The following is a 14,015-nucleotide window of genomic DNA, read 5'->3' as shown; positions in this document are numbered from 1 at the left end:
TGCAGGCTCGTCGCAAGGCGTCCTTGCACGGCAGCACCGCGGTGATGTGCCCGACCCTTCGCTGACACATCACCGCCCGTGTCATTTTCCTGTCATATCAGCATGCTTTGATTCTGGTATGCTGCCATCCCCGCATCCCGCTTTAGCTGAGGCATCCACTCCCGAATCCGGCCAGGCGCTGGAGGCGTTGCTGCGTCTTCGCCAGTTGCGGATGCATTTCCAGCCCATCGTGGCGGCAGATGGCCGTGAGGTCTTCGCCTACGAGGCACTCGCGCGCGCTGCTGCGGGATGCAGCTTGCGCTCACCGATGGCGATGTTCGAGTCGGCTCGCCAGCATCGGCGCCTCGCCGAGCTGGACGGCCTCTGTCGTGAGCTGGCGCTTGAGCAATGGGCCGAGCAGGGCCTGAGTGAGCGCCTGTTCCTGAACGTGTCGCCGGAGGTGCTGCTGGACAGTGCGCATTCTCGGGGACTGACGCGTCATCTCCTGCATCGCCATGGGCTGCATCCGCATCAGGTCGTCATCGAGTTGACTGAGCAGACCCCGGGGCTTGACCCGGCACTGATGCGTGAGGCCGTCTGCCATTACCAGTCGATGGGCTTCGCCATCGCGCTGGATGACCTCGGTGAAGGGTACGCCAGCCTCAAGCTGTGGTCGGCGGTTCAGCCTGACTTCGTCAAGATCGACCGACACTTCATCAGCGGTATTCATCAGGATTCACTCAAGCGGCGTTTCGTGCGCTCGATCATCGACATCGCCCACGGCAGTGGCAGTCAGGTGATCGCGGAAGGCATCGAGCAGGAAGGCGAGATGGAATGCGTGTCTCAGCTGGGGGCCGAGTATCTGCAAGGCTGGCTGTTTGCGAGCGCCGAGGTGGACCCTGCTGGCCAGCGTGCCGGCCTCGAGCAGCGCCTGCGTCGTCTGAGTCGCCGCCGGCATGCCGCGCCTCTGGCACTCGGTGCCGGCAGCCTGCTGCGGCAGGTGGCGCCGGTACTGCAGGATACCTGTCTCGAGGAGGTGGCCGAGCGTCTGCATGCCGAGCCGGAATTGATGGCGCTGGCAGTGGTGGACGCGCAGCAGCGGCCGGTCGGCATGATCATCCGCCATCGACTGCTGGGATTGCTGAATCAGCGCTCCGGACCGGAGCTGCATGGACGACGAGCGATCCATGAGGTCATGCAGACCCATTCACTGCGTGTCGAGGAAGATGAGCCGCTCGAGCGTCTGTCGGCCAAGCTGCTCGGGCGCCGGGACATTCATCGTGACGAGGATTTCATCATCATGCGAGGGGGATGCTATCGCGGCCTTGGGCGTCCTCTGGATCTGCTGCGTATCCTCGCGGAACGTCAGCTGGCGGTTCGTGCTCAGTGTCCGTGAGCCTCTCCGGGGCGGCGGCCTTGAACATGACGTCATCCAATGGTCATGGCGGTGCCGTGCAATCGTCATCGTCCTCCCGCAAGCTGGCGTGAAGCCTTGACGCCACCATCACGATGATGGATACCTCAGACAACAGAGGTCCAGGAGCCGACACCATGTCCAGAATTGCCGCTGCCTTCACACCTGCTGGCCTGCTGGTCAGCAACCTGAATGCGCTGATCGCCGAGTATCCGGCACTGGAGGCGCGCGTGATCAGTCATGCCGCCAGCCGCTTCTATCAGGTCCAGCTGGTACTGGAAGCGGGTGCCGATGAAGACGATGAGCGCAGTGAACTGTTGATGAAACGTGGCAAGCCGATGCTGTTCCGCTCGCTGGAGGATGTCTACAGCGAGCTCAGGCGCGCCGGTCTGTCACGCGCCTGGCTGGTATCCCAGGTGGCCAACGACGAGATGATCGGCCGACCGCCTCAGTACCATCAACCGTTGAGCTCGCGCATCCCCTTGAGCTTCTGAGTCAGCGTCTCCTCTGGGGGATCCAACGGCCGATACGCTCACGGTGGCGGGCAAAGACCCGATAGCCGACATCCAGCATCGGACGCAGCCCCGGCAGCAATGACAGCCTCACCAGGCGCCGATAGCCGAGCACCGCATAGAGGGCTCGGCTGGCGTCCATGCCGACATACCACTCCCCGCGCGCATCCTGCACGTGCAGGCGCCCCATCATCGTCTCGAAGCTCAGCCCCAGAGCATCTGGGGAAAAGTCCTTTGCACGAATGTCGACCGTCCTGACCCGTTCCCGCCTCGGGTGTCTCGCCAGCCAGGCGACCTCCCGCTGGCACAGGGGGCACTTGCCATCGTGATAGAGCGTGACCGGTGCACTGGCCTGCCAGATGCGACTCATGAGGATTCCTTGTCGGTCGTGGAACTGGAGGGCGCGGGATGGTAACCCGCGCGATGGGCACCGCTGCCATAGTCAGCGGCGCTGTCGAGTCGGGCGAGAAAGGCCTCGGCCTGTTGCAGCAATGCCTCGCGCTTGTCGTCCTTCATGCGTCGCCAGCTGCCATAGACCAGCGACATGCGCGGGTTGCGTGACAGTGATTCGCGATGGCGTTCGATGAAGTGCCAATAGAGACTGTTGAAGGGGCAGGCATGCGTGCCGGTGACCTTCTTCGGCGAGTACTGGCATCTGTCGCAGTGATTGGACATGCGATCGATGTACTTGCCCGAGGCACAATAGGGTTTGGAGCCCATCAGGCCGCCATCGGCGTGCAGCACCATGCCCAGGGTATTGGGCAGCTCCACCCACTCGCAGGCATCGACGTAGACCGCCAGATACCAGTCGCACAGCGCCTCGGGCTTCACGCCGCACAGCAGGGCGAAATTGCCGGTGACCATCAGGCGGCGGATATGGTGGGCATAGGCATGATCACGCGTACTGAGGATGGCTTGATCCACACAGCGCATGCCGCTGTCGCCGCGCCAGAAGACCTCCGGTAGATCCCGTGTCGCACTCAGGCGATTCTCCTGCTTGTAGCCGGGCATGCGTGTCCAGTAGATCCCACGCACATACTCTCGCCAACCGAGAATCTGCCGGATGAAGCCCTCGGCGGAGTTGACCGGTACCTCGCCACGTCGCCAGGCATCATCGACGGCAGCGCAGACTTCGTGGGGACTCAGAAGCCCGATATTGAGCGCCGCGGAAAGTCGGGAGTGGAACAGGAAGGGGTCACTGTCATCGATGGCATCCTGATGGCGGCCGAAGTCTGCCAGGCAGTGCGCGAGGAAGTGAGCGAGATCGTCGAGCGCCTGGGCGCGGGTCACGGCCCAGTTGAAGTTGTCCAGATTGCCGAAATGACGCAGCTCGCCCTCGGCTCCCTCGCCGAAGCGGGTGTCCACCAGTGTCAGCACTTCGCGCGTCAGCGCATCCTGGCGGTGGTCATGCTGCGGTGGTGGCGGTGACTGGAAGTTGGCGGGAATCGGTTCGCGATTGTCATGATCATGATTGAACTTGCCGCCGGCGGGCTCGCTGCCTTCCATCAACAGGTCCGTGTCACGACGCTGTTCACGGTAGAAGTATTCCATGCGCAATTGCTTGCGTCCGTCGGCCCAGGTCGCGAACTGTGCCGGTGTGGTGAAGAAGCGGTGATCTTCCAGCACCACCCAGGGGATCTCGCCTTCCTCGCGGCGTGCGAGGAAGGCCTCCAGCAGTCGCCATTCCCCGGGGCGAGTCACCAGAATGCCGTCACACTGATGGAGCGCGGCCAGCCGCTCGGCTTCCAGGATCAGCGATTGACGATTGTCCGGGTCATCCAGGCGGCTTTCATGCACCTGCCAGCCGCAGTCGCGCAGCTCCTGTGCGTGATGGCGCATCGCGGCCAGCATCATCGCGATCTTGTGCGGATGGTGTGGCACGTAGCGGCCTTCCTCCTCGACCTCGCAGAAGGCGATCAGACTCTCGGCAGGTGCCTGCTTGAGGCTCGCAAGCTCGTGACTGAGCTGGTCACCGAGAATCAGCACCAGCGGGCGCGCGAAGTCGTGACGGGTGGCAAGTTGCAGAGTGGAGGTTTCGGGCACACTGACTCCTGCGGCGGGGCGCAAGCACGGCTTGCGTCAGGTTGTGACAATAATTGTCGTAAAGCTGTACAAATCGTGATGATAGTATAACTTCATCCCTCACGCACAGGGCGAGCTGGTAACATGGCTGCGCTGTCGGTGAGGGTGGCTGGTTGCCGCTTCACCTCTTTTCTTGCCTCTTGTCAGGAGTTCATCGCCCATGAGCACCCCGCGTTTCGGCGTCATGCTGGTCAATCTCGGCACCCCTGAAGCCCCGACACCCAAGGCGGTGCGTCGCTACCTCGCGGAGTTTCTCGGTGATGTACGCGTGATCGACCTGCCGCGCCTGCTCTGGCTGCCGATCCTGCATGGCCTGGTGCTGACGACTCGCCCCAAGAAGGTCGCCGAGGCCTATGCCTCGGTGTGGACGGAAGACGGCTCGCCGCTGATGGCGATCGGCAAGCGTCAGCGTGCCGCGCTGGAGGCGCGTCTGGCCGAATCGCTGGGCGAGGAGATTCCGGTAGAGCTTGCGATGACCTACGGCAAGCCGACCATGGAAGAGGTGGGGCGCAAGCTGGCCAGTCGTGGGGCAGATCGCATCCTGGTGCTGCCGCTCTATCCGCAGTTCTCGCGGACCACGACTGCCGCAGTGTTCGATCGCCTGGCGCGCGCGCTCAAGCCGTGTCCGCACCTGCCGGAACTGCGCTTCGTGCGTGACTACCATGATCATCCTGACTACATCGCCGCGCTGGCCGCCAGTGTCCGTGAACACTGGGAAAAGGCAGGGCATCGCGGCAAGCGTCTGTTGATGAGCTATCACGGCATCCCCAAGCGCTATGCGACGGCGGGCGACCCCTACCCACGCCAGTGCGAGCGCACCAGCCAGCTGCTGGCCGAGGCGTTGGGGCTTGGGGACGATGAGTGGGCGATGACCTACCAGTCCCGCTTCGGCAAGGCCGAGTGGCTCAAGCCGTATACCGATGAGACGCTCAAGGCCTGGGGGGCTGAAGGTCTGGAAAGCGTCGACGTCATCTCGCCGGCCTTCGCGGCCGACTGTCTCGAGACGTTGGAGGAGCTGGAAGAGGAGAATCGCGGCTACTTCACCGAGTCCGGCGGGGGCGAGTTCCGCTACATTCCGGCGCTCAATGACCGTCGTGAGCATATCGATCTGCTAGAGGCACTGTGCCGCCAGCATGCTCAGGGCTGGTGACGAGCAGGGCAGGCATGAGGCCCGCCTGAATGATCTGAGCACCGCAGTCCGAGTGACAGATGCGCAGTGAAACGCTGGAAAGACAGCGCCCCCACCAGTCTCCTGGCGGGGGCGCTTTGCGTTGGTCTGCCGTCTCGCCTCGCGAGAGGAGTGGGGCCGACCGGGGCAGGTCAGAGCGTCAGGCGAACACGAGCGCTCAGGGCAGGCGCGATTCCGAGGCCTCGGCATTTGCCTCATCCGGTTCGTCTGATACCTCCAGACGTTCCGGCACGTTGCGGGTACGGATGTCCGCCACCAGCTTCTGATGCAGCGCGGCCTTGGACAGCAGGTGCGCGGTCACCGGGGCGGTGATGAACAGGAAGATGGTGATCAGCATCTCCTGGAAGCTGAAGTGACCGGTAGTGGCACGGAAATAGATCATCGACGCCATCAGTACGCAGCCGACCCCCAGGGTGGTGGTCTTGCTGGGACCGTGCAGACGCATGTAGAAGTCCTTGAGGTGCGTCAGCCCCAGCGACCCGATGAAGGCGAACAGGCCGCCGGCGATCAGGAAGAAGGCGATGACGCCTTCCAGGACAGGATAGAACCAGGTGGGCATGGAGACTCTCCGCTCAGGTCATTCGATGATGTCGCCGCGCAGCAGATACTTGCAGACTGCCACGGTGCTGACGAAGCCCAGCATGGCGATCAGCAGCGCCGCCTCGAAGTAGGCCTTGCTGTTGAGCTGGATGCTGAACAGCACGATCAGCGCGATGGAGTTCACGTACATGGTGTCCACGGCGAGGATGCGGTCCGGCAGGTCCGGGCCGATGGCCAGCCGGAAGACGTTGAGCATCAGGGACGCCGCGAACAGCGCGATGCTGATCCACAGGGCGATGTCTAGCATTCGTAGATCTCCTTCAGCGGGCGCTCGTAGCGCTGGCGGATCTCGTCGATCAATGCCTGTTCATCCTCGACATCCAGTGCATGGATGATCAGATGGCGACCATCCAGCGTGAGATAGGCAGAGACCGTCCCCGGTGTCAGCGTGATGGTGCTCGACAGCAGGGTGATCGGGAACTTCTGCTCGAGCTCCAGCGGATAGCGCACGAAGGCCGGGCGGAATTTCGCACGCGGATTCAGGATGAGTCGCGAGACCTGCAGGTTGGCGATGATGATGTCCAGGATGACGCGCAGCAGGTAGCCGATCAGTCGCCACGGTTTCTGGAGGTCCGGCTGCGGCTCCCAGAAACGATAGGTCAGTGCCGGAATGGCGATGGCCAGCACCGCACCGAGCAATATCTGCCCGGGCGAGACGCTGTTCTGCAGCATCAGCCACACGACCAGCAGCAGGGTCGAGAGCATCGGGGTGGGCAGAACGCGAGAACGAGACTTGATCATTGAGCGTCTCCCTTGAGCGGCAGAGCGGTTTCCGGTGCGGCGTCCTTGCCCAGAAGGGCATCGAGATAGGGGGCCGGGTCCGACAGTTGCTGTGCAGTGGCCTTGGTCCACTGCGAGACGGGACCGGCGAAGACGACCAGAGCCAGTGCGGCGGAGATCAGGCCGCAGGTCGCTATCCCGCGCGCGACACCGAGTCGTTCACCGCTGGGTTCACTGTTGCCGGTGCGCCAGAACACGCTGGAACCGGCACGCGAACAGGCCACGATCGAGCACAGCCCGGCCAGGAGCAGCACTGGCCACAGCCATACCTGCTGCTCCAGTGAGGCGGACGACAGGATCAGCGCCTTGCCGATGGCGCCCGAGAAGGGCGGCAGGCCCGCCGCGGCCGCCGTGCCGACCAGGAACAGTCCGCCCAGCAGGCCCGCCTGCAGCAGTGGCCGTGAGCGCACGATACGGGCGCCGGCCTTGCCACGCTGGCCTGCCATCACATCCACCAGCAGGAAGAGGCCGCCGGTGACCAGGGTGGAGTGGATCAGGTAGAACAGCAGGGCGCTGTCCGCCGCGATGCTGTTCATGCCCAGCGCCGTCAGCAGCGTACCGACCGAGATCATGACCAGATAGGCCACCAGGGTGCGCAGGTCACGTGCCGAGAGCACGCCGAGCATCGACACGACCAGCGTGGCGAGCCCTGCCCACCACAGCCAGTCGCGACCGAGGTCTGCCAGGGTGCCGGCGTTGTCGGTGAAGATCAGCGAATAGACGCGCAGGATGGAATAGATGCCGACCTTGGTCATGATCGCGAACAGCGCCGCCACCGGCGCCGAGGCCGCGGCGTAGGCGCGGGGCAGCCAGAAATACAGCGGCAGCATCGCGGCCTTGAGGCCGAATACCACCAGCAGCAGCAGACCGCCGGCTTCCATCAGGCCGGCACGCCCCGGGTCCAGCGTGGTGACGATGACGGCCATGTCGGCCATGTTCAGCGTACCGGTCACGCCGTAGAGGATGCCCAGCGCGATCAGGAAGAACGCCGACCCCATCAGGTTCAGCACCACGTAATGCAGGGCCGACAGCGTGCGTGCCTTGCTGCCGCCGTGCAGCAGCAGGGCGTAGGAGGCGATCAGCAGGACCTCGAAGAACACGAACAGGTTGAAGAGGTCACCGGTCAGGAAAGCGCCGTTGATCCCCATCAGCTGCAGCAGGAACAGGCCATGGAAGTTGGAGCCTGTCTCATCGATGCCCGCCGTGGCATACAGGCAGGCCAGCAGGCCCAGCACCGAGCTGAGCAGCACCATGGTTGCCGACAGGCGATCCAGCACCAGCACGATCCCGAAGGGAGGCTGCCAGTCGCCCAGCGCGTAGTAGCGAATGGTGTCGTCGTTGGCCTGAACGACCAGCGCGATGGCGATGGCCACCATGATGGCCTGGGTGATCAGGCTGATGCTGCGGCGCAGTACCGGTGATGAGCCGCGACTCAGCAGCAGGCAGGCGCCCACCAGCAGCGGCAGGACGATCGGAAGGACAATCAGGTGTTGCAGCATCACTTGCCATCCTCTTTCGAGTCGTCCAGACGGTTGCCGTTGACGTGGTCACTGCCCAGGTCACCGCGCGCGCGCATGGCGAGGATGACCACGAAGGCCGTCATGGCGAAGCCGATCACGATGGCGGTCAGCACCAGTGCCTGGGGCAGCGGGTCCGCCGTGGGCGAGCCTGAGCCGACCACGGCGGGGGTGCCGTGCATGGCAAGCCCCCCCATGGAGAACAGGAACAGGTTGACCGCGTAGGACAATAGCGTCAGCCCGACCACGACAGGGAAGGTGCGCCCGCGCAGGGTCAGGTAGACACCGCAGGCGGCCAGCAGGCCGGTGGTAGTGGCGTAGAGGGCTTCCATCAGCTCTTCTCCTTGGTCGGGCGGTGCGGTGTCGTCAGCTTGCCGAGGTTGGCGAGAATCATCAGGGTCGCGCCGACCACGGTCAGATAGACCCCGAGGTCGAACAGCAGCGCGGTGGCCAGCTCTATCTCACCGATCACGGGAATCGTGAAGTGGCCGAACGATGATGTCAGGAACGGATAGCCGAAGACCCAGCTGCCCGCGCCCGTCAGGCCGGCGATCAACACCCCGGCCGCCGCGACCGGCTGGTAGGGGAAGCGCAGCCAGCGCTGTGTCCAGTCCACGCCGCGCGCGATGTAGAGCAGGATGATGGCCACGGCGGTCACCAGACCGGCGATGAAACCGCCGCCGGGTTCGTTGTGGCCGCGCAGGAAGATGTAGACCGAGACCAGCAGCGCCAGTGGCAGCAGGGTCTGGGACACGGTGGCCAGAATCATCGGGTGGCGGTCCGGCGACCAGTTGCGGCCATCCAGGTCAGTGGATGGCATGAACAGGCGCAGGCGGTTGAGCAGCTTGAAGATCGCCAGTCCGGCAATCCCGAGTACGGTGATCTCGCCCAGCGTATCGAAGCCACGGAAGTCGACGAGAATCACGTTGACCACGTTGTGGCCCCCACCGCCGGAGACCGCATTGGCCATGAAGAAGTCGGAGATCGATTCGACCGGGCGGGTCAGGATGGCGAAGTTGAGGCTTGCGACCACCACGCCGAAGGCGCTGGCGAGCAGGACGTCACGCATGATGCGTCGCGCGCTGGATTCCTTGGGTGTGCGCTGTGGCAGGAAGAACAGTGCCAGCATCAGCAGGATCATCGTCACCACCTCCACCGCCAGCTGGGTCAGCGCCAGGTCCGGGGCGGCAAAGCGTGCAAACGCCAGCGAGGTCATCAGGCCGACCACTGACAGCATCAGCAGGGAGATCAGGCGCTTGCGGTGAGTGATCGCGGTGCCCAGGCCGGCCAGGCCGGTGATCACGGCACCCGTCAGCAGCATGCCATCGAAGGGCTGCTGCTCAAGCTCTCCGCCCAGGCGCGGCACGGCCAGCAGGCCGATGCCGACGAAGACCAGCGCGGTCAGCAGCAGCCACAGCATATAGCGCTGCAGCGAACCGTTCTCGAAGCTGTCCATGAAGCGCTCGGACAGTTTCACGACTCGCTGGACGTTGGCCTCGAAGACCAGCAGGGCGTTGCGGGCCCGGAACTGGCGCTGGAAGGCGTACAGATGATGGCGCAGGGCGTAGACGGCGACACCGCCGCCCAGCGCGATGACGCTCATCAGCAGCGGCAGGTTGAAGCCGTGCCAGATGGCGAGACTGAAGTCCGGCACCGGCGCTGCCAGTACGCTGGCGGAGGCGCTCACCAGCAGGTCCTTGATCACCAGTGACGGCAGGATGCCCACCAGCAGGCAGATCAGCACCAGCACCTCGATGGGCAGCTTCATGTAGCGCGGCGGCTCATGCGGGGTCTTGGGCAGGTCCTTCGGCTCGCCATTGAAGAAGACGTCGTGGATGAAGCGCAGCGAGTAGGCCACCGACAGGATGCCACCGAGGGTCGCCAGCGCCGGAATCAGCCAGGAAAGACCGCCCAGCAGCTGGGCATCGAGGCTCTCGGCAAAGAACATTTCCTTTGACAGGAAGCCGTTGAGCAGCGGCACGCCGGCCATCGAGGCCGAGGCGACCATCGCCAGCACCGTGGTATGCGGCATGTAACGGTACAGGCCGTTGAGCTTGCGGATGTCACGCGTGCCACATTCGTGGTCGACGATGCCGGCTGCCATGAACAGCGAGGCCTTGAAGGTCGCGTGATTGATGATGTGCAGCAGGCCCGCGACGGCGGCCATCTGGCTGTTGAAGCCGAACAGCAGCGTGATCAGACCCAGATGACTGATGGTCGAGAAGGCCAGCACGCCCTTGAGGTCCTGCTTCATCAAGGCGAACCAGGCGCCATATAGCAGGGTGGCAAGGCCCGTGAGGCTGACGATGTAGAACCAGAGATCAGTCCCCGAGAGCACCGGGTGCATGCGCGCCAGCAGAAAGACCCCGGCCTTGACCATGGTGGCGGAGTGCAGGAAGGCGGACACCGGTGTCGGCGCCGACATCGCGTGGGGCAGCCAGAACTGGAACGGGAACTGCGCGGACTTGGTGAAGGCGCCCAGCAGCACCAGTACCAGTGCGACAGGATACAGCTCGTGGGAGCGGATCTGGTCTGCTGCCGCGAGGACGTCATCGAACTGGTAGCTGCCGACGATATGACCGATGACCAGGATACCGGCCAGCAGCGCCAGCCCGCCCGCACCGGTGACGGTCAGCGCCATGCGGGCGCCCTTGCGCGCCTCGCTCAGCTGATACCAGTAACCGATCAGCAGGAAGGAGCTGAGACTGGTCAGCTCCCAGAACACCCACATCAACAGCAGGTTGTCCGCCATGACGATGCCGAGCATCGCGGTCATGAACAGCATCAGGAAGCTGTAGAGGCGTGCCAGCGAGTCCTCGCTCGACAGGTAGTAGCGAGAATAGAGGATGATCAGCAGTCCGATGCCGAGAATCAGCAGGACGAACAGAGCTGACAGGCCATCGAAGCGTAGCGCCAGATCCAGCCCCAGTTCGGTGATCCACGGCAGGTGGAACTGGGCTATCTGGCCGGCGAAGACATCGCCGAGATGGAAGACGGCGATACCAAGTGCCAGGGCAGGGGCAACCGCCGTCAGCCAGGCAAGGCGGCCGCGGGGCAGGTCTCTGGCCATCAACGGCACCAGGGCACCGAGCAATGGCAGTAGCACGATCAACAGCAGGGTCATGGAAGACTCGCTCCAGTCGTTGTAGGGCGTTGTCCCTCTGTCGTCAGCGGAGCGGACACGGGCTCAGGGCCAGGCCATCAGCTTCGAGGTCGGGACGCGGATTTCGGCCACTGGGTGCCGATAGGATAGGCGAGCGCATTGCAGGCTGCCGAGGTTGCCACCTCTGGATCACGCTTCCGTGTCAGGTCGACGCCTGCTCGGGAGGTGCGTGCCGCTATCAAGTGGCGGGAATGGGTGGCAGTGGCAGCCGATGGCGGCTCAGAGGTTCAGGCGCCCGGCAGGGACGCAGGTACCTCGGGATGAGACGTCACCGCCGCGGGCGGATCAGTCAGAAAGGGGAGGCGCACGGCACGAGGTGCCAGCATCCAGGTGGGGATGAGGTCCGCAGCGCGCCCCCGGCTGCCCGCGATGGGCAGACGGTGAAGATGCCGGGTTGGTGCGGTCATGTCATGTCTTGCGAGCATGGCCGTATTCCTCCTGAAGCCCCTGGATGACAAGTGTGTTTGCGGGTAGAGACACTTGCGCGATCTTGTTGAAAACATTGGTGGATCGTGACCTAACCTCTCGAATGTATCACGCACTTGCACCCCTCGCCAGCGCACGGGCGGCAGGTCGGATGAGGTCCCTGATCGGACAGCGTGTTGTACAGAGCGGGCTATTTATTGTACAAATATTATACGCCGATAACGCTTTGGAGCTCGCATGCGAGAGGCCATCAGCACGAATTCGGGCGGCCCACCGGAGACGTCACTTGTCTGGCTGCGTCATGACCTGCGTCTGGAAGACAACCCGGTATTCGCGCTGCCCAGTGTCCGTCGCCCCTATCAACTTCTGGTCATGTACGTGCTGGACCAGCGCTGGTTGACGCCTGTCGAGGGTCTGCCTCGCCTGGGACCTGCCCGCCTTCGCCTCCTCTGGCAGAGCCTGATGAACCTGCGTGGCATGTTGCTGCGCCGCGGCAGCGATCTGCTGGTGCGAGTGGGGGATCCCGTCAGCGAGGTGCTGGCCCAGGTCCGCCAGCATGACGTGGACTGCCTGGAAGTCAGTCATTCCCGCACCCCGGATGATGCCGGCAATCTTCAGCGTCTTGCCGCGCAACTTCCTGCCAGTACCCGGCTGCATTGCCACCCACGTGAAGGGCTCGTGCTGGAGCCGCTGGACGAGCGGGATGCGACGCAGGAGCCCACGGCCCTGTGGACGCCTCCGCAGGTGATGGAAAGCCCGGCCCATGGTGCGAAGGCGATGTCTCTCGCCGCCCCGGAATTGCCCGCTTCCTCGCGGCTCTCGCCAGCGCTGGCGTCACGCGGGGCGATGTCTCTGCGTCTCGATGATGCCCAGTGGTGGACGCGTCATGCCTCGCGCAATCCCTTGCAGGGGCTGCCGTGTTCCTTGCCGCCATGGCCGGAATCGGCATCACGCGGTTTCCCGCCGCTGGAGGCAGTGTGCGCCACGGCCAGCGCCTGGCAACCGGTGGGGGAGATCGCCACGCTTCAAGGCGGAGAGGAGCCGGCGCGCGAGCAGCTGTCTTCCCTCGTCTGGTCGCGTCCGGAATCAGAGGATGCCGAGGTGCAGGCTGCCTGGCGCCTGTCCGCCTGGTTGGCGCAGGGCTGCATCAGTCCGCGGCGCATCCTGCAGGCACTGGCGGAACATCGACGGGAAATGGGGGAGTCTCTCGCGGCGCATCAGCTGATGGCTGTGCTGCTCCAGCGCGAGTACTGGCAGCGGGTCCTGCAAGCGCAGCCCGAGGAATCGCTGATGGGCTGGTATGGCGAGGCGCTTGAGAAGGAGGCGGCCTGCGATGTGGCATTCCAGCGCTGGCGCGAAGGGCGCACGGGCGACGCACGGGTGGACCGGGCCATGCACAGGCTGACCCGGGAAGGCTGGCTGCCGTGGGATGAGCGCCAGCATCTGGCCCGTGCATGGCTTGCCGCCGGGGGAGACTGGCGACTCGGGGCGCGCTGGTTCGAGCACTGTCTGCTGGATTTCGATGCCGCCGTCCACTGGGGGGAGTGGCGGCATCTGGCGGGTCAGCCGGTGTGAGGTCTCAGCCCAGTCGCGCCAGCAGCGCCGTGACTGCCGTCTCGACGCGCAGGATGCGCTCGCCGAGGTGCACGCCCTCGAAGCCGGCCTTCATGAACTGCTCTACCTCATAGTCCACGAATCCACCCTCCGGGCCGATGGCCAGGATCACCGGCTCACTCACCGCGCGCGGGCACTCCTGCGGCATGCCCGGGTGCGCGATGATGCCGCGCGGCTTCACGGCGCTCTCCGGGGCCATCAGGCCCGGCAGTCTGTCCTCCACGAATGGCTTGAACAATGTCTCCTGCGTGACCGTCGGCATGATGGTGTCGCGCGCCTGCTCCAGTCCCAGCACCAGATGCTGGCGAATCTTTTCCTCTTTCAGCTCCGGCGACTGCCAGTAGCTCTTCTCCACGCGCCGCGTATGCAGCAGGGTGATGTGCTTCACGCCCAGCGCCGTGACGTGTTCCAGTGAGCGCGCCAGCATCCGCGGGCGTGGCAGCGCCAGCAGCAGATGGACATCGAGTGGTGCCGGCGGCTGACGCTCCAGACGCAGACTGAATTCGGCCACCTCGGTGTCCAGCCGCTCCAGGCGTCCACGACCGATCAGCCCGCCCTCGATTCCCAGGGTCATCTCGTCACCGACAGCGGCACGATGCACCTCGCGCAGATGGCGCAGTCTGCGCGGGTCCGTCACGCGTGCATGGTCGGAGGCGAGCAGGTCATCAGCGCCGAGCAGGATAAGGTTCATGGCGATACCGTAGACAGACAGGAGGAAAAGAGGCGGCATTCTAGCATG

Annotated in this window: 13 protein-coding genes; 4 read left to right on the top strand and 9 right to left on the bottom strand. The window is 64.4% G+C overall.

Annotated elements, in window-relative coordinates:
• The first annotated feature begins 118 nt into the window (after positions 1-118).
• Both QD228_RS05955 and QD228_RS05950 read left to right on the top strand, forming a co-directional pair.
• Positions 119-1,375, top strand: coding sequence for an EAL domain-containing protein (locus QD228_RS05955; RefSeq protein WP_279874779.1), 1,257 nt, complete (start codon positions 119-121; stop codon positions 1,373-1,375).
• A gap of 155 nt (positions 1,376-1,530) precedes the next feature.
• Positions 1,531-1,887: a DUF6482 family protein gene (locus QD228_RS05950; RefSeq protein ID WP_219815849.1), complete on the top strand. Its 357-nt coding sequence runs from the start codon at positions 1,531-1,533 to the stop codon at positions 1,885-1,887.
• A 1-nt stretch (position 1,888) separates the two neighbouring features.
• On the opposite strand, the gene QD228_RS05945 is transcribed toward QD228_RS05950, so the two are convergent.
• Together QD228_RS05945 and QD228_RS05940 are read right to left on the bottom strand one after the other, a co-directional pair.
• Complete coding sequence (locus QD228_RS05945) at positions 1,889-2,275, bottom strand: DUF393 domain-containing protein (RefSeq protein WP_279874776.1); 387 nt, start codon at positions 2,273-2,275, stop codon at positions 1,889-1,891.
• Positions 2,272-3,948, bottom strand: coding sequence for a cryptochrome/photolyase family protein (locus QD228_RS05940; protein WP_279874774.1), 1,677 nt, complete (start codon positions 3,946-3,948; stop codon positions 2,272-2,274). Before QD228_RS05940 ends, QD228_RS05945 begins: the two co-directional genes overlap by 4 nt.
• 199 nt (positions 3,949-4,147) lie before the next feature.
• Here QD228_RS05940 and hemH point away from each other — a divergent pair, with 199 nt between their 5' ends.
• A complete protein-coding gene (gene hemH, locus QD228_RS05935) occupies positions 4,148-5,137 on the top strand; it encodes a ferrochelatase (RefSeq protein ID WP_077378824.1) in 990 nt (329 codons plus the stop codon).
• 196 nt (positions 5,138-5,333) lie between these two features.
• Here hemH and QD228_RS05930 read toward each other — a convergent pair whose 3' ends face one another.
• The 6 genes from QD228_RS05930 to QD228_RS05905 are packed head-to-tail and all read right to left on the bottom strand — an operon-like array spanning position 5,334 to position 11,197.
• Positions 5,334-5,735 carry a Na+/H+ antiporter subunit G gene (locus tag QD228_RS05930; protein WP_077378827.1) on the bottom strand — a complete coding sequence of 134 codons (402 nt, stop codon included), beginning with the start codon at positions 5,733-5,735 and terminating at the stop codon, positions 5,334-5,336.
• An 18-nt stretch (positions 5,736-5,753) separates the two neighbouring features.
• On the bottom strand, positions 5,754-6,023 hold the full coding sequence (locus QD228_RS05925; protein WP_077378830.1) for a K+/H+ antiporter subunit F: 270 nt from the start codon (positions 6,021-6,023) through the stop codon (positions 5,754-5,756).
• The gene (locus QD228_RS05920; RefSeq protein ID WP_077378833.1) at positions 6,017-6,517 is read right to left on the bottom strand and encodes a Na+/H+ antiporter subunit E; all 501 of its coding nucleotides are present in this window, start codon (positions 6,515-6,517) and stop codon (positions 6,017-6,019) included. The genes QD228_RS05925 and QD228_RS05920 overlap by 7 nt, the downstream gene beginning before the upstream one ends.
• Positions 6,514-8,055, bottom strand: a complete 1,542-nt coding sequence (locus QD228_RS05915; RefSeq protein ID WP_176493691.1) for a monovalent cation/H+ antiporter subunit D — start codon at positions 8,053-8,055, stop codon at positions 6,514-6,516. Before QD228_RS05915 ends, QD228_RS05920 begins: the two co-directional genes overlap by 4 nt.
• Positions 8,055-8,405: a Na+/H+ antiporter subunit C gene (locus tag QD228_RS05910; RefSeq protein ID WP_077378839.1), complete on the bottom strand. Its 351-nt coding sequence runs from the start codon at positions 8,403-8,405 to the stop codon at positions 8,055-8,057. Before QD228_RS05910 ends, QD228_RS05915 begins: the two co-directional genes overlap by 1 nt.
• A complete protein-coding gene (locus QD228_RS05905; RefSeq protein ID WP_136939080.1) occupies positions 8,405-11,197 on the bottom strand; it encodes a monovalent cation/H+ antiporter subunit A in 2,793 nt (930 codons plus the stop codon). The genes QD228_RS05910 and QD228_RS05905 overlap by 1 nt, the downstream gene beginning before the upstream one ends.
• Before the next feature lie 702 nt (positions 11,198-11,899).
• Here QD228_RS05905 and QD228_RS05900 point away from each other — a divergent pair.
• Positions 11,900-13,237: a deoxyribodipyrimidine photo-lyase gene (locus tag QD228_RS05900; RefSeq protein ID WP_279874772.1), complete on the top strand. Its 1,338-nt coding sequence runs from the start codon at positions 11,900-11,902 to the stop codon at positions 13,235-13,237.
• Positions 13,238-13,241: 4 nt separating this feature from the next.
• Here the strand turns inward: QD228_RS05900 and QD228_RS05895 are convergent, their stop codons facing one another.
• A complete protein-coding gene (locus QD228_RS05895) occupies positions 13,242-13,967 on the bottom strand; it encodes a 16S rRNA (uracil(1498)-N(3))-methyltransferase (RefSeq protein WP_141392264.1) in 726 nt (241 codons plus the stop codon).
• Positions 13,968-14,015 lie beyond the last annotated feature (48 nt).

The organism is Cobetia sp. 3AK (assembly GCF_029846335.1).
Taxonomy (GTDB): Bacteria; Pseudomonadota; Gammaproteobacteria; order Pseudomonadales; family Halomonadaceae; genus Cobetia; species Cobetia marina.
This window is presented reverse-complemented; position numbering and strand designations above follow the sequence as displayed.